The sequence below is a fragment of the Nonomuraea dietziae genome (assembly GCF_014195505.1).
In the GTDB taxonomy this organism is placed as follows: domain Bacteria; phylum Actinomycetota; class Actinomycetes; order Streptosporangiales; family Streptosporangiaceae; genus Nonomuraea; species Nonomuraea roseola.
This window is the reverse complement of the sequence record NZ_JACIBV010000001.1, coordinates 6,671,435-6,688,089: the sequence shown is the minus strand read 5'-3', so window position 1 is coordinate 6,688,089 and position 16,655 is coordinate 6,671,435. Positions and strand designations below refer to the sequence as shown.

At 71.9% G+C, this 16,655-nt stretch carries 16 protein-coding genes; 8 read left to right on the top strand and 8 right to left on the bottom strand.

Annotated features, from left to right (window positions below):
* Positions 1-35: 35 nt before the first annotated feature.
* Complete coding sequence (locus FHR33_RS31965) at positions 36-665, bottom strand: DUF6758 family protein (RefSeq protein WP_183655635.1); 630 nt, start codon at positions 663-665, stop codon at positions 36-38.
* A gap of 74 nt (positions 666-739) precedes the next feature.
* Here FHR33_RS31965 and FHR33_RS52860 point away from each other — a divergent pair, with 74 nt between their 5' ends.
* On the top strand, positions 740-1,129 hold the full coding sequence (locus tag FHR33_RS52860; protein ID WP_312895807.1) for an NUDIX domain-containing protein: 390 nt from the start codon (positions 740-742) through the stop codon (positions 1,127-1,129).
* Between the two features lie 9 nt (positions 1,130-1,138).
* Here FHR33_RS52860 and FHR33_RS31955 read toward each other — a convergent pair whose 3' ends face one another.
* Both FHR33_RS31955 and FHR33_RS31950 read right to left on the bottom strand, forming a co-directional pair.
* A complete protein-coding gene (locus FHR33_RS31955; RefSeq protein ID WP_183655632.1) occupies positions 1,139-4,486 on the bottom strand; it encodes a beta propeller repeat protein in 3,348 nt (1,115 codons plus the stop codon).
* Between the two features lie 193 nt (positions 4,487-4,679).
* Positions 4,680-5,762 carry a CPBP family intramembrane glutamic endopeptidase gene (locus tag FHR33_RS31950; RefSeq protein WP_183655629.1) on the bottom strand — a complete coding sequence of 361 codons (1,083 nt, stop codon included), beginning with the start codon at positions 5,760-5,762 and terminating at the stop codon, positions 4,680-4,682.
* A gap of 98 nt (positions 5,763-5,860) precedes the next feature.
* Here FHR33_RS31950 and FHR33_RS31945 point away from each other — a divergent pair, with 98 nt between their 5' ends.
* The gene (locus FHR33_RS31945; RefSeq protein WP_183655627.1) at positions 5,861-6,556 is read left to right on the top strand and encodes a hypothetical protein; all 696 of its coding nucleotides are present in this window, start codon (positions 5,861-5,863) and stop codon (positions 6,554-6,556) included.
* The gene (locus tag FHR33_RS31940) at positions 6,553-7,092 is read left to right on the top strand and encodes a DUF6529 family protein (RefSeq protein ID WP_183655625.1); all 540 of its coding nucleotides are present in this window, start codon (positions 6,553-6,555) and stop codon (positions 7,090-7,092) included. The genes FHR33_RS31945 and FHR33_RS31940 overlap by 4 nt, the downstream gene beginning before the upstream one ends.
* Before the next feature lie 30 nt (positions 7,093-7,122).
* On the opposite strand, the gene FHR33_RS31935 is transcribed toward FHR33_RS31940, so the two are convergent.
* On the bottom strand, positions 7,123-8,061 hold the full coding sequence (locus FHR33_RS31935; protein ID WP_183655622.1) for an HpcH/HpaI aldolase/citrate lyase family protein: 939 nt from the start codon (positions 8,059-8,061) through the stop codon (positions 7,123-7,125).
* A 269-nt stretch (positions 8,062-8,330) separates the two neighbouring features.
* On the opposite strand from FHR33_RS31935, the gene FHR33_RS31930 reads away from it, so the two are divergent.
* Entirely contained in the window at positions 8,331-8,681 is a 351-nt protein-coding gene (locus FHR33_RS31930; RefSeq protein ID WP_183655619.1) for a hypothetical protein, read from the top strand.
* Positions 8,682-8,691: 10 nt separating this feature from the next.
* A complete protein-coding gene (locus FHR33_RS31925) occupies positions 8,692-10,350 on the top strand; it encodes a serine/threonine protein kinase (protein WP_183655616.1) in 1,659 nt (552 codons plus the stop codon).
* 5 nt (positions 10,351-10,355) lie between these two features.
* Here FHR33_RS31925 and FHR33_RS31920 read toward each other — a convergent pair whose 3' ends face one another.
* Complete coding sequence (locus tag FHR33_RS31920; RefSeq protein ID WP_183655613.1) at positions 10,356-11,288, bottom strand: EamA family transporter; 933 nt, start codon at positions 11,286-11,288, stop codon at positions 10,356-10,358.
* 82 nt (positions 11,289-11,370) lie between these two features.
* On the opposite strand from FHR33_RS31920, the gene FHR33_RS31915 reads away from it, so the two are divergent.
* Together FHR33_RS31915 and FHR33_RS31910 are read left to right on the top strand one after the other, a co-directional pair.
* On the top strand, positions 11,371-12,567 hold the full coding sequence (locus FHR33_RS31915) for a magnesium transporter MgtE N-terminal domain-containing protein (protein WP_434094313.1): 1,197 nt from the start codon (positions 11,371-11,373) through the stop codon (positions 12,565-12,567).
* On the top strand, positions 12,557-13,024 hold the full coding sequence (locus tag FHR33_RS31910) for a DUF1003 domain-containing protein (protein WP_183655608.1): 468 nt from the start codon (positions 12,557-12,559) through the stop codon (positions 13,022-13,024). The genes FHR33_RS31915 and FHR33_RS31910 overlap by 11 nt, the downstream gene beginning before the upstream one ends.
* Here FHR33_RS31910 and FHR33_RS31905 read toward each other — a convergent pair.
* Positions 12,996-13,436, bottom strand: coding sequence for a MarR family winged helix-turn-helix transcriptional regulator (locus tag FHR33_RS31905; RefSeq protein ID WP_246452246.1), 441 nt, complete (start codon positions 13,434-13,436; stop codon positions 12,996-12,998). The genes FHR33_RS31910 and FHR33_RS31905 overlap by 29 nt on opposite strands.
* A gap of 61 nt (positions 13,437-13,497) precedes the next feature.
* Between FHR33_RS31905 and FHR33_RS31900 the strand changes: the two genes are divergently transcribed.
* A complete protein-coding gene (locus tag FHR33_RS31900; protein WP_183655604.1) occupies positions 13,498-14,637 on the top strand; it encodes an Mrp/NBP35 family ATP-binding protein in 1,140 nt (379 codons plus the stop codon).
* Between the two features lie 65 nt (positions 14,638-14,702).
* On the opposite strand, the gene FHR33_RS31895 is transcribed toward FHR33_RS31900, so the two are convergent.
* Both FHR33_RS31895 and FHR33_RS31890 read right to left on the bottom strand, forming a co-directional pair.
* The gene (locus tag FHR33_RS31895; protein WP_183655602.1) at positions 14,703-15,062 is read right to left on the bottom strand and encodes a sec-independent translocase; all 360 of its coding nucleotides are present in this window, start codon (positions 15,060-15,062) and stop codon (positions 14,703-14,705) included.
* A 107-nt stretch (positions 15,063-15,169) separates the two neighbouring features.
* Entirely contained in the window at positions 15,170-16,621 is a 1,452-nt protein-coding gene (locus tag FHR33_RS31890) for a S1C family serine protease (RefSeq protein ID WP_183655601.1), read from the bottom strand.
* Positions 16,622-16,655: the final 34 nt, after the last annotated feature.

Here is a 16,655-nt window from a genome sequence, read left to right as displayed (position 1 = left end):
CCCCCCAGCTTCGGGTGGGGGGACCGACCACGATGTTAACCCGTGAGTCTGGGAGAGAACGCGCCGTAGGGCAGGTCGAGGTCCTGGTCGTTGTCGCGCAGGTCGCGCAGGCTGAGTTCGGTCAGGGCGATCAGGCAGCCCGCCTCCGCGGGCCAGCAGATCGCCCAGATCCAGTTGCCCAGCGCCTCGCCCGCGTAGATCGCGCGATCGGCGGGACCTGCGACGCACCACAGGGCGGTCGGGTGGCCGAGGACGTCGATCTTGGCGTTCGGGGGACCCTCGTCGAAGCCGCCGCCGGGGTCGGGACCGTCGAGGCCCGCGAAGGACGCGCCCAGGCCGACGCCTGGTTCCTCTGCGATGATCACCAGATCGGTGGGTCCGAGCGTGACCGAAGGGCCGGCCAGCGCGACCAGGCTCGCTCGTGCGCCGGTGCGATCGTCTCCCGCCTCGCCGAAGCCCGTCACGAGCCAGCCTGATGGCAACGGCCACGGCAGCCAGACGGGGACGACCGTGCTCTGCCGTACCGAGGTGTAACCCGCGGAGGACGGCGGCAGCGGCTGGAAGGGCAGGACATCGCCATGCGCGTCACAGCGCCACGCGCTGGACCACGCACTCGGTGCATGAAGCGGGCCGAAACACCGTGGACAGGTTGGAGCCGCTCTCACAGCTACTCACGGTGCGTCGCGAGGGCCCCATCCGTCAAGGGCACTGGCCGTTATCCGGCCGTAATCTTGGCCATGTGCACGTAAATTGTGTGGGCGCGATCATCCTGGACGGCGCGGGGCGGCTGTTGCTCATCAGGCGGGGGCATCCGCCCGGCGAGGGGCTCTGGTCGATTCCGGGCGGCAGGGTGGAGGCGGGTGAGAGCGACGCCGTTGCCCTGAGGCGGGAGGTGATGGAGGAGACGGGTCTGGTGGTGACCGTCGGCCCGCTGGTGGGCGCGGTCGAGCGGCCGGGGCCGGCAGGAGCCGTCTACGTCATCCGCGACTACCTGGCCACCGTGGACGCGGGAACGCTCACGCCCGGCGACGACGCCGCCGCCGCGCGCTGGTGCGCCCCCGCGGAGCTGGCCCTCCTCCGGCTGACCGACGGCCTGCTCGACGCGCTCACCTCGTGGGACGTCCTGTGAACCGCCGCGTCAACGGTCGGACGACAGCGTGGAGGTCCACAGGATGAGGTGGTCGGAGTTGTAGGTCGTGGAGCGCCCCAGCGCCACCACGTCGGCTCCCGTCACGGTCACCGCCCCCAGCCATTGCAGGCCCTCTCCCCCGAGCCTGTCCTTGGTCAGGTCCTGGCGGTTCCAGCTCAGGCCGTCCTCGGAGGTCCATGCGGCGCTGTCGCCGGTTCCTGGGCTCCCGTGCCAGCCCACCGCCACAAGTCCCTGCGCGGCCGAGGCCAGGTCGTGCACCGCCGCGGCCTGCTCGGCCGGCAGCCACGAGTACTGCCAGGAGGCCCCGTCGTCGTCGGACACCGCGGCGAAGGCCCGCCGCGCCCCCGGCACCTGGGCGGTGCCGATCGCGACGATGCGCTCGCCGTACCAGGCGACCTGGCGCAGGCCCGCCGAGGTGGCGGAGGGCGGCATGAGGCGCTCTCCCGCCTTCCAGGTGAGGCCGTCGGCGGAGGTCCAGACGACGCCGCTCTCCCGCTCGGCGTTGCCCGAGCCGCCGACCGCGACGTAGGCGCGCCCGCCCGCGGCCACATCGTGGATGCGCACGCCCGCGCCGCCGCGCGGCAGCTTCTCCACGCGGGTGAATTTGCGCAGGTCGGTGGTGTACCAGAGCGCGGCGGTGACCGTACCGGAGGCGGCTCTGTCCTCGCCTGCGATCAGGTACCCCTTCTCGCCCGCGGCCACCGCCTGCATGGCGAGGTACGGCTGGCTCTCGGCCCGCGCGGGCCCCTCGATCCTCTTCCAGTCGCGGCCGTCGGAGGAGCCGACGAGCAGCGGCTCGGTGGAGGAGGCGTCGGGCATGGTGGTGCCCACGGCCAGCCACCCCTTGCGCCCGTGGGCGAGGTCGGCGAGCTCCTGCTGGCGGGGCGCGGCCAGGGTGATCGACTTCCAGGTGACGGCGTCCGTGCTGGTCCAGAGGCCCGCGTCGCCCGAGGCCGAGCCCGCGGCGACGAAGCGGCCTTCGGCGGCGGCGACCCTGGCCGTCTCGCGGGCGACCCTGGTCAGCCCCTTGATGTCGGCGAGGCGGACCTGGGCGGGCGGCTGGCCGTCCTTCGCCGTCATCAGGACGAGCTGGTTGTCGACGTCGGCCGCCGCCTGGTCGCCGCCGGCGACCAGGGTGCCGGAGTCGGACATGGTCAGCCCTCGGACGGTCGCGCCAGGCATGCTGCCGAGGTCGGCGCGCTTGCTCCAGGTGCGGGCGTCCGTGCTGGTGTAGACGGTGTAGCGGTCGAGGCCCGACTGGCTGACCGCGGCGAGACCCGCGGTGTGGGTGACGACCGCGTTGACGCCGGTGCTCTGCGCGCCGAGGCCGCCGATGGTGCCGCACTTGGCCCATTCGGCGCCGGTGGGCGAGCAGTAGACGTGCACGTCGCCGGCGGGGTCGCGCTGCTTGGTGGGGATGAGGACGAACCTCGTCGGCAGGACGGCCAGCGTGCCCTGCCTGGGAGCGATGTCAGGAAGCTGGGTGGCGGTGCGGACCCAGGTGCGTCCGCCGTCGGTCGAGCGCATGACGACGGAGCCGCCGCCCTGGGCGGGCTGGGCGAGGACCACGACCTGGTCCTCCCTCGCCACCACGGTCCTGAACTCGCGCACCTTGTCGGGGGTGCCGATGTCCTTGCTGTCGACCCTGGTCCACGCGCGGCCGTCGGGCGAGTGCCAGGCGACGGGGCCAGGCGTGCCGTCCTGCAGGACGGTGCGGCCGACCGCGACGAAGCCCGAGGTGGTCCTGGCGATGTCGTGGATCAGGTCGCCCTTCCTGAACACCTGGAGCCCGCTCGGCTCGACCGCGGCCCAGGTGAAACCGTCCGTGCTGGTCCACAGGCCGCGCTCGTCGCCCACGCCGTCCTGGCCGAAGGCGAGCCACCTGCCGTTGGCCCCGACGACCCGCTGGACGGTGGTGGTCGTGGAGCCCGTGACGTTGGCCAGCTGCCAGGTCGCGCCGCTGTCGGGCGAGAAGAGGAACAGCGGGCGCGGCAGCGGGCTGGTGGTGTCGCTGCCGACCGCCACGACGCTCGCGCCGACGGCGGCCAGGTCGTTGAGCTTCTGGTTGGAGCCGTCGCCCGCGGCGGGCACGACGAACAGTTCGTCGCCCGAGCGCCCGTCGCCGGCGGCCAGGCGCAGGCCCGTGCTGGCGGAGTTCCACCACTGGTAGGCGACCACGCCCGCCGTGACGGTGAGCGCCAGGGTGAGGACGATGACCACGGGGCCGAGGCGGCTGCGCCGCCTGACCGGGCTGGACCTGCGGATAGCCGAGGGAGCGGGGCCGCGGTGGTGCCTGCCGGCCGAGCCGGCTGGACCTGGCGGGCCCGAGGCCACGAGCAGGTCGGGTCGCGTGGGACGGCCACCGGGCGGCCTGCCCACCCTGCGGACGGGCTCCTCCCCCTCCTGCTCGTGGGGGTCGTGCCGCTCGTCGGGAATCCGCTCGGGCTCGGCCTCGATCTCGGGACGCACGGGGATCGGCGGACCCCCCACCCGCTCTCGCACCTCTCCCTCCGGCACGTCGCCGACCGACTCCGGCCGTTCCACCGGCGGCTCGGGGGCCGGCTCGGGCCTGCGGTACGGCTGGGCGCGGCTCTGCGGCACACCGGTCCTGATGCCGGGCGGACGCGGGTGCGGCGCGGTCGGCCTGTCCCGCTCGGCGACCGGCTCCTGGCCCTCGGCCACCGGCTCGCCGCTCCTGGGCGCGCCCTCGACGTCGGCGCCGCGCTCACCCACGGGTTCGACCCGAGGCGGCGGTAACCGGTCGCCCACGGGCTCGGCGCCAGGCGACGGTGACCGCTCTCCCACGGGCTCGGCGCCGGGCGGGTGAGGCCCTTCTCCCACGGGTTCGGCGCGGGGTGGTGGGGATCGGTCGACGGCGGGTTCGGCGCGGGGCGGCTGGGGTCGGGGCGGGCCGGTCGCGACCAGCTTGTCGGGCCTGTCGACGGTCCTGCGCGGCCGCCGTCGCTGCTCGGGCTCCTGCCCCGCCTCCCGCGCCGCCTCGGGTGACGCGGTCGGCGAGCTGTACGGCCTGCGCCCCTTGGGCCAGGCCGCCGCCTCGCCTTCGCCCGGCTCGTCCTCCGGCGTGGGCGAGGCGAACGGCGGCATCCCCCACGGGGAGGCCACGGGCAGCCCGCGCGCGTGGTCGTCCCTCGGGCCTGGAGGGGCGTGCCGGATCCTGGGCTCCTCAGGCGCGCCCGATCCTCCGGAGGGCCTCGCCTCACCCGCAGAGTGTCCCTCCCGCCTGCCCGGCTCGCCGGGCGTGCCGGCATCGGGAGTGCGCGGATCGTCGTCCGGCGGTCGCCGTGGTGAGCGCGGTTCGCTGGGGCCCGAGGCCACGCGTCGCACCTCCTAGTCGGAAATGTCCGGACCGTTCCAGTTTTGTACGGCTATTTCAGGAAACGCACGCGGGTACTCCTACCCCGTCCCACTGAAATGATCACCTGCCCACACCTCCACAGAATCCAGCCCAGCACGCTCCAGCCGCGATGGCGAGACCTCTCTAGCGAGATTCACGGAACCGCTATGTGGTTTATCCGGAAACGGTGGCGATCGCCCGCTTTCTCGCCAGCCACAGCACTCCGAGGGCGAACACCGACAGCTGCACCACGGTCCCCGCCAGCGACTGCCACGGCACCGCGCCCTGCCGCAACGCGTCGTCCAGGTCGCCCGCGGCCGCGCTGATGGCGAAGGCCAGCGTGTTGTTCACCACGTGCATGGCGATCGGCGCCTCCAGTCCGCCCGTGCGCACCGCGAGCCACCCCATCAGCACCCCGAAGCTGAAGACGTCGAGGATGCCCCAGTCGGTGTAGGCGTGCAGCGCGGCGAAGCCGGCCGAACCCAGCACGATGCCCGGCCACGGCGAGCGGATGTAGGCGCCGAAGGCCTGCAGGAGCCAGCCGCGGAAGATGTACTCCTCGGCCGCCGCCTGGAAGGGCACCAGCAGCACGATCACCACCAGCGCGGGCAGGAAACCGCTCCACCCCTTCCAGCCGAGCAGTTCGGAGGTGTTCTCGCCGGTCGCCACATAGGCCGCCCACAGCGCCGCCTGGCCGAGCACCAGCGCCACGACGCCGATGCCGACGCACTCCATCAGCCACCGCCACCGCAGCCTGCCCATGACCGAGGAGAGCGTGCCCGGCCTCCTGCGCTGGATCACCGCGACCGTGCCGTAGACCAGCGGGAGCACGGCCGCGATCGACAGCAGCGTCACCGTCAGGCTGAACACCGGATCGCCGAACAGCTGCTCCTGCGTCATCGGCGCGGGAATGTCCGCGATCGCCGCGACGATCGCGCCCGCCACCACGACGAACACCGCCATGCCGAAGAAGGCCAGCGCCACGAGCAGCGTGCCGACGACCTGCCGCCACCAGGCGTTCAGCGGGTTCCTCGCCAGGTGGTCGTAGCGGGCGCCGGGCGGGGCCTGCACGAACCACGAGGGACGGGGAGCCGGCGCGCCGTACGGGCCCTGCGCGTAGGGACCCGGCTGGTACGGCGGCTGCTGACCCGGCGACGGCGCGCCGTACGGTGGTGCGGCCTGAGGCGGCGGGCCGTACGCCGGTTGCCGGCCCAGGGGCGGCGGGCCGTTCGGGGTGGGCGGCTGGTTGTCGTGCATCCCCTCATTCTGGCCGCCCGGATGCGCATTAGTTCACAGACAGCCGCCCGGAAAGAGCGGATGCTCGGGCTGAGACCATCCGAACTCCGGGAGCAGTCATGTCAAGGCTCGGGCCGTTCTTCACCCTTGCGGCGGGCGCCGCGCTGGCCGCGGGACTGGGCGTGGCCAGCGTCACGTCGGCGCCCCAGGCCGTCACCGCCACCTCCTCCGCCGACGCGGCCACCGCGTCCACCGACGCCACCTCACCGCCGGTCGCCGAGGCCACCACCTCCGTGACGCCCGCCCCCGCCAAGACCGCGAAAGCGGCCGCGAAGGCCGACTACGCGGGCAGGGTGCGCGGCAACGGCGGCCTCGTCGCCGTCTCCATAAGGGACGGCAAGGCCGTCGGGTACTTCTGCGACGGAAAGACCGAGGCCTGGTTCGCCGGCAAGGCGGGCGACGGCGAGGTGACGCTGAAGGGCTTCGGCGGCGCCACGCTCTCGGCCACTCTCGGCGGCGGCAAGGCCACCGGCGAGCTGGCGCTCGGCGGGAAGCGCTGGGACTTCACCGCGCCCACCGTCAAGAAGCCCTCAGGCCTCTACCGCGCCACCGCGCTCGTGCGCGGCGCCCGCTACCGGGCCGGCTGGATCGTCCTGCCCCGCCCGGACGGCAACGGCTTCATCCAGGTCGGCGCCATGGTGAAGGACGGCGAGCCGGTACCGGTTCCGACGATCACCCCTGGCTCGCCGGTCACCATCGACGGCGACACCGTCGCGCCCAAGGACGTCGACGCATTCATCGAGGAGATGTCATGACCATCGCCACCGACAGGCGCTCCGCCACCGGCCTGCTGACGCCGCTGCTGGCAGGCGCCCTCGTCATGGTCGCGCTCGGCGTGTACGGCAGGGTCCACACACCCACCGGGTTCGCGGTGGGCCCAGGAGGGTTCAGCGGGGCGTTGCCGATGAAGTCCTGGCTGACGACCGGCGCCTTCGTGCTGGCCTTCGTCCAGGTCGTCTCGGCGCTGTCGATGTGGGGCAAGATCGGCGTCAGCATCCCCGCGTGGGTGCACAGGTGGTCGGGCAGGGTGGCGTTCGTGCTCACCATCCCTGTCGCCTTCCACTGCCTCTACGCGCTGGGACTGCAGTACGACGTGCCACGAGTGCTGGTGCACTCGCTGCTCGGCTGCTTCTTCTACGGTGTGTTCACGGCGAAGATGCTCGCGCTGCCCCGCAAGGGACTGCCGGGCTGGACGCTTCCCCTCCTGGGCGGCGGCCTCTTCGCCGCGCTGGTCGGGCTCTGGCTGACCTCGTCGCTGTGGTTCTTCACCACGATAGGCGTGCGGTTGTGAGCCGGCTCCGGACCGCCGTCCCCGGCGGACTCAGGCGCCGGGGGTGAAGGTCGTCGTGCGCGTCATCCCGGCGGCGCGCCCCTTGGCCGACACCACCAGCGCCATCTTCCGCGACGCCTCGTCGATCATCTCGTCGCCCAGCATCACCGCGCCCCGCCGTTCGACGGTCGTGTAGTACTCGTACGCCTCGAGGATCAGCTCGGCGTGGTCGAAGTCGTCCTGGGACGGCGAGAACACCTCGTTGGCCGCCTCGACCTGGGAGGGATGCAGCACCCACTTCCCGTCGAAACCCAGCGCCGCCGCCCTGCGGGCCACCCTCCTGTACCCCTCGACGTCCTTGATCTGCAGGTACGGCCCGTCGATCACCTGAAGGTCGTGGGTGCGCGCCGCCATGAGCAGCCGCATGAGGATGTAGTGGTAGGCGTCGCCCTCGGTGTAGCCGGGCGGCTGCTCCCCCACCACGAGAGTGCGCATGTTGATCGAGGCCATGAAGTCGGCGGGGCCGAACACCAGCGTCTCGAGGCGCGGCGACGATCCCGCGATGGCGTCGGCGTTCACCAGCCCCCGCGCGTTCTCGATCTGCGCCTCGATGCCGATGCGCCCCGCCTCGAAGCCCATGGTCCGCTCGATCTGGGTGAGCAGCGTGTCGAGCCAGATCACCTGGGTGGGATCCTGCACCTTCGGCAGCATCACGCAGTCGAGGAACTCGCCCGCGCCCTCGACCACCTCGATCACGTCGCGGTAGGTCCACTGCGTGGTCAGGTCGTTGACCCTGACGACGCGCACCTTGCCGCTCCAGTCGCCCTCGCGCAGGGCGGAGACGATGTTCTTGCGCGCCTCCTCCTTGGCCAGCGGCGCGACGGAGTCCTCGAGGTCGAGGAAGACCTCGTCGGCGGGCAGCGTCTGGGCCTTCTCCAGGAAGCGCGGGTTGGATCCGGGGACCGCGAGGCACGAACGGCGTGAGCGCATGCCCAAAAGCTAGCGCGCGGGCCCCGCGCCGCGACAGCGCGCTCTCTTCTGTCGCCGCCATTCCCCCCTCAGGGGCGCCCCCGTCGGCGCCGGACGGCGCCTGTTGCCGTCCTTCACCAGCGCGACGTGGCGAGGAAGCGGTCCCCTGCGCAGAAGGGGGCGCAGATGCCTGGTGTACAGGGCGTAGAGCACACCCGCACGATAGTCGGGACCCGGCGCCGCGGTGCGGCATGCTGGAGGCCGGCGGCGCGAGCAGGGAGGAGACGAGGGTGAGCGTGATCGAGGAGGGCGCGAAGAAGTCGGGCATCCTGTGGCTGCATCTGGACCGCCCCAGGCTCGCGTGGCACGTCTGGCACGAAGGGGCGATCTACCTCGTGACCGGCGGCGAGGAGCAGGACCTTCCTGGTCTGGTCGGGCGCGACAGCGTGCGGGTGACGCTGAGGAGCAAGGACAACGGGGCCGAGCTGGTGGCCTTCGACGCGCGGGTGGAGGTCGTCGACCAGGCCGCCGCCGCCGACGCGGTGGCCGCGCTGGCGAAGGAGCGGCTGAACGCCAGGGACGCCGCGCGCCTGACCGACCGTTGGTCCGTTTCGTCCGCTGTGGTGCGCCTTACCCCGTAGGGTGCATCGGGTGCAGAATGTTCAGCCGCTCCTTGCTCACGAGGCCGCCCGCATGGGCGACTACGAGCTGCTCGGCCGCCTGGGAGAAGGTGGTCAAGGGGTCGTCTACCTCGGCAGGTCCGCCTCGGGCGAGCTCGTGGCGGTCAAGATGCTGCATGCCAGGTTCTCCGGCGACCCCGCCGCGCGCGACCGTTTCCTGAAGGAGGTCGCGGCGGCCAGGAGGGTGGCCGAGTTCTCGACCGCGCGCGTGCTGGACGCCTCGACCGACGGGGACAGGCCGTACATCGTCAGTGAGTACGTCGAAGGCGTCTCCCTCGACCAGCTCGTCAGGGAGAGCGGCCCGCGCCTCTCGGGGGCGCTGGAGCGGCTGGGAGTGGGCACCATGGCGGCGCTGGCCGCCATCCACCGCGCGGGGGTCGTGCACCGCGACTTCAAGCCGAGCAACGTGCTGCTGGGCCTCGACGGGGCGAGGGTCATCGACTTCGGCATCGCCAAGGCGCTCGACGCCACGACGGCCAGCGCGAGCGGGCTGATCGGCACGCCCGCCTACATGTCGCCCGAGCAGATCTCGGGTGAGACGGTGGGGCCGCCGTCCGACCTGTTCGCCTGGGCGGTGACCATGGTGTTCGCGGCCACGGGCCGTCCCGCGTTCGGCGGCGACAGCGTTCCCGCGATCTTCCACAGGATCCTGACCAAGGAGCCCGACCTGCCCGAGCTCAGCGAGCCGCTCGGCTCGCTGGTGGCGGCCTGCCTGGCCAAGGACCCCTCCGCCCGCCCGACCGCCGCCGAGGCCCTGCTGCGCCTCGTGGGGCACGCCCCCGTGGCGCACGCGCCCGGAACGTCGCCTGAGCCGCAGGCCTTCCCCGCCGATCACGTCGATGACCTCGAACGGCCTGACAGCGACACCGCCGAGCAGGACGTCGCGCCCACCGATCCGGCCATCCCGCCTGCGGCTCCCATGAGGCCCACCAGCATCATGCCCGCAGACCCGATCCTGCCCGAGGACCCGGTCCCGCCCGCGGACACGATCCTGCCCGAACAGTGGCCGGCCAAGCCGGCGAGGCGCGGGCGGTTGCGCCCCGCTGTGGCGGCCAAGCCGCCGAGGCGCGGACGGCTGCGCCCCGCCCTGCTGCTCGTGGCCGCGATGGCGCTAGCCGCCTCGGTGACGGCCGCCGTCATGCTCCCGCAGCTCGCAGGGGCCCCCTACGACCAGGGGCAGAACGTCGGGAACATCCCCGCCTATATGGGAGAGTCCGATCCGCCCGTCACCGGTGAGTCCGTCAGGGCCAGGCCGAAGACGGGCGTGAGCCTGCCCGTGCTGGAGGGTCAGCACGTCGACGAGGCGATCGCCCAGCTGAAGAGCCTCGGGCTGCAGGCCAAGGTGAAGCACCGCGCCGACGAGTCGTTCGAGGCCGACTACGTGATCTCCACCTCCCCAGGCCCGGGCAGGCTCGCCAAGGGAAGTGTGGTGACGCTCTACGTCTCCTCAGGCCCGCAGGAGGAGGAGCCCACCCCCACACCCTCCGAAGAGCCCACCCCCGGCCCTGGCGACCCGAGCGCCGAGCCCACCGAGGAGCCGATGCCCACGGCCACGCCGACGGACACGGCCACCGAGGAAACCGTCTCGCCCGAGCCCGACCCCGAGCCGACGGAGCTCAAGGGCGGCTGAGCCGCTCAGATCCTGCTGAGCTCACGCTCGGGCTCGGCCACGGGTTTGGCGGTCGCGGTCTGCGCGAGCAGCGCCCCGCTGATCACGATCAGCCCGCCGATGATCTGGAAGAGGCCGAGCGCCTCACCGAGCAGGGCCCATGCCACCACGGCGCCGCCGATGACCTCCAGCGAGGCCACCGTGGCGCCCACCGCGGCCGACAGCCTGCGCACCGCGTTGACGCCCAGGATGTAGGCGACGACGGTCGCCACGACGACCATCCACAGGTACGCGCCGAGCACCGGCAGCGTGTGCCCGCCCAGCGTGGCCTCTGTCGTGAACGCCTCCCACGGGATGTTCCACGGCTGCGAGAACGGCAGGAGCACGACGGCCGCGCCGATCATGCCCCACGCGATCAGGCCGAGCGGGTCGACGTCGTCGCCGAAGCTGTCGCTCATCAGGAAGTATCCCGCGCAGCAGGCGCCCGCCGCCAGGCCGAGGAGCAGGCCGAGCAGGTCGATCCGCAGGCCCTGCCAGGCCTCCACGACGATGGCGAGCCCCGCGACGGCGACCACAGCCCCGACGAACGCGGCCCGCGGCAGCCGTACCTTGCGGACGAAACGGACCCACAGGACCACCATCACCGGCGCCATGAACTCGAGCAGCAGGGCGATGCCCACCGGCAGCCTGGTGATGGCCACGAAGTAGAGCGCCTGCACGCCCGCCACCGCCATCACCGCGTAGGCCCCGAAGAACGGCAGACGCGAGCGCGGGATGCGCAACGCGCGCGGCTTCACCACCACCAGTACGGCCAGCAGCAGCAACCCCGCGCCCGCCATCCGGGCCCACACCGACTCCAGCGGGGCCAGTCCGGCCTCGCCGAGAAACTTCGCCATCGGCCCCGAGAACGCGAAACACCACGCGGAGACGAAGGCGATCGCCAATCCTGTGTACCTCATATGTCACCACCATTATAGGGGTTTGATACTTACATGCCAGTCGCAGCGGAGGCAACGCCCGATGCCCGGTTACGCTGCCAATGTGAGGATCTTCGTTGCCCGTCTGGCGGGGACCGCGGTCTTCGATCCCGCGGGCGACCAGATCGGCCGCATCAGGGACATCGTGGCGGGGGTGCGCCCGGGCCAGCCGCCGCGCGTCCACGGCATGGTCGTGGAGATCCAGCCCCGTCGCAGGGTCTTCCTGCCCATCACCCGGGTGCGGGGCATCGAGGCGGGCGCGGTCGTCTTCACCGGGCGGCTGAACATGCGCAGGTTCGAGCAGCGCGCCACGGAGACCCTCGTCCTCGGCCAGATGCTCGACCTGACCGTCGAGGTCGACGGCGAACCCATGATCGTCTACGACCTGGCCATCGAGGAGGTGCGGCCCGCCATCTGGCAGATCACCAAGGTGGCCGTCGTCAAGAAGAGGCGGCGGGACCCGAGGATCGTCGACTGGCGAGAGGTGTCGGGCCTCGACACCCTCCAGCAGGACCAGGGGGCGGCCGGCCTCATCGCCGCCTTCGAGTCGATGCGGGCGGCCGACCTGGCCAGCGCCCTGCACGCGCTGCCCGACAAGCGCAAGATCGAAGTCGCCGCGGCCCTCGACGACGTCCGCCTCGCCGACGTGCTCGAGGAGCTGCCGCTGAGCGACCAGATGGGCATCCTGGGCACGCTCGCCCCTGAGAGAGCCGCCGACGTGCTGGAGGAGATGGGCCCCGACGACGCCGCCGACCTGCTCCAGGACCTTCCCGACGAGCAGTCGGCGCGGCTGCTGGCGCTGATGGAGCCGAGAGAGGCCGCGCCCGTCAAGCGCCTGCTGACCTACGACGAGAAGACCGCGGGCGGCATGATGACCACCGAGCCCGTGATCCTGCCGCCCAGCGCCACGATCGCCGAGGCGCTCGCGCAGATCAGGCAGAAGGACCTGCCGCCCGCCGTGGCCGCCCAGGTCTACGTCACCCGCGCGCCCAACGAGACGCCCACCGGCACCTACCTCGGCGTGACCCACTTCCAGCGGCTGCTGCGCGATCCGCCCTCCACGCTGCTGGGAGCGGTGATCGACGCCTCGCTCGACCCGATCAGGCCCGACCTGCCGCTGCCCGAGGTCACCGCCTACCTGGCGACCTACAACCTCGTGGCGGCGCCCGTGGTCGACGAGCTCGGCCAGCTGGTCGGGGCGGTCACCGTCGACGACGTCCTGGACCACCTGCTCCCCGAGGGGTGGCGCGATGGCGGCTGACCGGCTCGACCAGCCGCGCGAGCTGAGGCGCAGCTTCCGTCCCCACTACGACCCCGAGGCGTTCGGGCGGCTGTCGGAGGAGATCGCCCGCTTCCTCGGCACCGCGCGGTTCCTGGTCTACATGACGTGCTTCGTGGCGATCTGGATCAGCTGGAACGTGCTCTCGCCCGCCCACCTGCGCTTCGACCCCTATCCGTTCATCTTCCTCACGCTCATGCTCTCGCTGCAGGCCTCCTATGCCGCACCGCTGATCCTGCTGGCGCAGAACCGCCAGGACGACCGCGACCGCGTGACGTACGAGCAGGACAGGCTGACCAGCGAGCGCAACCAGGCCGACATCGAGTACCTCACCCGCGAGATCGCGGGCCTGCGCCTGTCCATGGGCGAGCTGGCCACCCGCGACTTCCTGCGCTCGGAGCTGCAGCGGTTCAACGAGGAGCGACCAGAAGCTTCGTGAGCATCGCCGTGCACTGCTCGAGCTCCTCGGGCTCCAGCACGTCGAGGAACTGCGCGCGGATGCCGCGCAGATAGGTGGGGGTGGCCTCGACCAGCCTGGCCTCACCGGCGCCGGTCAGCACCGCGTACAGGCCGCGTGCGTCGTCGGCGCAGGCCTCGCGCTGCACCAGGCCGTCGCGCTGCAGGCGGTCGACGAGCCTGGTCAGGCCGCTGCGCGAGAGCAGCACCCGGTCGGCGAGGTCGTTCATCCGCAACCGCCCGTGCGCCTCGCTCAGCTGCTGCAGGACGTCGTACGAGGCCAGCGCGAGGTCGTGGGCGGCCAGCAGTTCGGCCTCCAGACGGCGGGTGATGCGCACCTGAGCCCGCTGCATCATCCGCCAGACCGCCGACTCCTCAGGCGAGATCCCCACCATGCGAAGAATCCTAGAGGCCCCGGCGTTCGGCATAGGCGGTCTGGGTTCATACCATGGACCCATGGCACCTTCCCCGGAACAGGTGACAGCCGCACTCGCAACGGTCAACGACCCCGAGATCCGCCGGCCGATCACCGACCTTGACATGGTCAAGAGCATCGACATCTCTCCCTCGGGCGAGATCGTCGTCGGCATCTACCTGACGGTGGCGGGGTGTCCGTTGAAAGACACGATCACCCGTGACGTCACCGCCGCCGTCTCCGCGCTCGACGGCGTCACTGGTGTGCGCGTCGACCTCGACGTGATGAGCCAGGAGCAGCGCAAGAACCTGCAGACGAAGCTGCGCGGCAACCGCGCCCCAGAGAAGGAGATCCCCTTCAACCTGCCGGGGTCGCTGACCCGCGTCTTCGCGGTGGCCAGCGGCAAGGGCGGCGTCGGCAAGTCGTCGGTCACCGTCAACCTGGCCGCCTCCATGGCCTCGCAGGGCCTGAAGGTCGGCATCGTCGACGCCGACATCTACGGGCACAGCATCCCGCGCATGCTGGGCGCCGCCGAGCGTCCCACCAAGGTCGAGGACATGATCATGCCGCCGGTGGCGCATGACATCAAGGTCATCTCGGTCGGCATGTTCAAGCCCGAGGGTAACTCGGCCGTGGTGTGGCGGGGGCCGATGCTCGACCGCGCCCTGCACCAGTTCCTCGCCGACGTCTACTGGGGCGACCTCGACGTCCTCCTGCTCGACCTGCCGCCGGGCACCGGCGACATCGCCATCTCGGTGGCGCAGCGCCTGCCCTCCGCCGAGCTGCTGGTCGTCACCACCCCGCAGATGGCCGCGGCCGAGGTGGCCGAGCGCGCGGGCTCCATCGCCGCGCAGACCCACCAGCAGATCGCCGGCGTCATCGAGAACATGGCGTGGCTGCCCTGCCCCCACTGCGACGAGAAGATCAACGTTTTCGGCGAGGGCGGCGGTCAGACGGTCGCCGACGCGCTGACCCGCACCCTCGGTACGAGGGTTCCGCTGCTGGGCCAGGTGCCGCTCGACACGCGCCTGCGCGAGGGCGGCGACGAGGGCAAGCCCCTCGTGCTCACCGACCCCGACGCTCCCGCCGCCGCCGAGCTGCGCCGCATCGCCGGGTCGCTGTCCAAGCGCTCGTCGAGCCTGAAGGGCCGTTCACTCGGACTGTCGCCCACTCCCAAGTGACGGGCTGAGCCACCGTGGTCACCGTTCGCCGCTCGGCGGCGACGGTGGCCACCGTCATGTCGGGGTCAGGTCGCTTCGGGGTCGTACGGAGGGATCTCGCCGAAACCCAGCTCGGAGACCGGCTCGGGCACCGAGGCGACCGGCTCCAGGGTGGCCGACGTGGGCGTGGCGTTCCAGGAGTCCTCGACGTCGTCGAGCAGGTGCTTGCGGACGAAGTTCTTCGGGTTGAGGTCCGCGGGGTCGAAGTCCGAGAACTCGGGGCCGAGCCCCGAGCGCAGATCGTCCCTGGCGTTGGTGGCCATGCGACGGAGGTTGCGCAGCGTCCTACCCGCCTGGGCGGCCGCCTGCGGCAGCCTGTCCGGCCCGAAGACCAGCAGCGCGATGACGACGAGCGCCCCGACCTCCATCCAACCGAGTCCGAACACCGCAAGCTCCTACCACTGTGCAACCGGTTCCGGGGACAACCCCGGCCAGTTCCAGACTAAGGGCTCGCCCGGGCGATGAGACACCCAGCCCGGACGAGCCCGTCGGATCACGAAGGCCTGGGAGTGGGCTCCGCCTCGGCGGTGACCGTCAGCGAGGCCATCCGCTCCTCGGTCCCCCGCTTGTACTTGATCGCTATCTTCGTGCCCGGCGACTTGCTCCGGATGAGCGAGATGAGCTCGGTGCTGTCCTGGATGCGCAGGCCGTTGAGCTCCAGGATGATGTCGCCCGGCTTGAGGCCCGCCTTGCCCGCGGGACCGTCGGAGTCGACGGGCTGGCGGCCCTGCGTGGGCTCCGTGGCGATGCGCACGCCCTCGCCTCGGTAGCGCGAGTCGAGGACGATGCCGATCTTGACCCGCTTGGCCGCGCCGGTGGTGATGATCTCCTCGGCGACCCGCCTGGCCTGGTTGATCGGGATGGCGAAGCCGAGGCCGATGCTTCCGCTCTGGCTGGAGATCGCCCTGCTGAGCGTGGCGATCGCGGAGTTGACGCCGACGACCTCACCCTTGGCGTTGACCAGCGGGCCACCCGAGTTGCCAGGGTTGATGGCCGCGTCGGTCTGGATCGCGCTGATGTAGGCGGGGTCGGGATCGTTGTCCTCGCCCGCGACGACCGGCCTGTTGAGCGAGCTCACGATGCCGGTCGTGACGGTGCCCGTCAGGCCGAGCGGCGAGCCGATCGCGATCACCGGGTCGCCGACCACGACCTGGTCGGAGTTGCCGAGCGTGATCTCCGGCGTGCCGAAGGTCTCCTCGGGCTTGACCACGGCCAGGTCGGAGCCGGGATCGCGGCCGACGATGCGGGCGGTGGTGGACTTGCGGTTGTTGAACACGATCTTGATGTCGCCACCCTGGGCGGCCAGCGCGACCACGTGGTTGTTGGTGACCACGTAGCCGCCCTTGATCAGGAAGCCCGAGCCCGTGCCCGCGTCGCTCGCGCCCTCGACCTCGAGGGAGACCACGCCGGGCAGCACCCGTGAGGCCACTCCCGCGACCGACTCCGGCGGCCTGCTGGTGTCGCCCGTGGGGGCGGGACCGAGGGAGTAGGAGGGGTCGGTGGACGAGGCGCTCGGCCTGGTGAGCAGATAGGTGCCCACGCTGCCCATCACGGAGGCCAGCAGCGCGATCACCACGCCCAGCGCGACGAGCACGCCCGTGTTCGGCCCCCTGCGACCGTGGCTCGGCGACCCCTCGGCGGGCGGAGGGGGAGGCCCCCAGCCCGGTCCCATGCCGACCGCCGCGCCGGGAGGCGGAGGCGGCGGCGCGGAGGGAGGCCCGTAGTCGGGCCCGCTGTGGATCGCGGTGTCACCGGTGGGCCGTCCCGAGGGGTCGCCCCAGCCCGAGCCGTACGGCTGGGGCCGCTGCTCGGAGGCGTTCCATCCGAGCTGCTCGGTCCGAGCGCTCTCCCACCCGTCGTTGGCAGGCAGGAATTCCGGCCTCCCCTGGGGCTCGGAGAGGTCCGACGGCGTGCGTCCGTCCGTCGGGCGCGTCTCGTCGGTCATCTACTCTCACCACTCCTAGATCGGACACCGCAAT

Bases quoted from the DNA above. Each gene is read 5' to 3' on its own strand.
- FHR33_RS31920 (WP_183655613.1), bottom strand. From the start codon at position 11,288: ATGAGGTACACAGGATTGGCGATCGCCTTCGTCTCCGCGTGGTGTTTC.
- FHR33_RS31950 (WP_183655629.1), bottom strand. From the start codon at position 5,762: ATGCACGACAACCAGCCGCCCACCCCGAACGGCCCGCCGCCCCTGGGC.
- FHR33_RS31935 (WP_183655622.1), bottom strand. From the start codon at position 8,061: ATGCGCTCACGCCGTTCGTGCCTCGCGGTCCCCGGATCCAACCCGCGC.
- FHR33_RS31910 (WP_183655608.1), top strand. From the start codon at position 12,557: ATGGCGGCTGACCGGCTCGACCAGCCGCGCGAGCTGAGGCGCAGCTTC.
- FHR33_RS31905 (WP_246452246.1), bottom strand. From the start codon at position 13,436: ATGGTGGGGATCTCGCCTGAGGAGTCGGCGGTCTGGCGGATGATGCAG.
- FHR33_RS31940 (WP_183655625.1), top strand. From the start codon at position 6,553: ATGACCATCGCCACCGACAGGCGCTCCGCCACCGGCCTGCTGACGCCG.
- FHR33_RS31945 (WP_183655627.1), top strand. From the start codon at position 5,861: ATGTCAAGGCTCGGGCCGTTCTTCACCCTTGCGGCGGGCGCCGCGCTG.
- FHR33_RS31900 (WP_183655604.1), top strand. From the start codon at position 13,498: ATGGCACCTTCCCCGGAACAGGTGACAGCCGCACTCGCAACGGTCAAC.
- FHR33_RS31890 (WP_183655601.1), bottom strand. From the start codon at position 16,621: ATGACCGACGAGACGCGCCCGACGGACGGACGCACGCCGTCGGACCTC.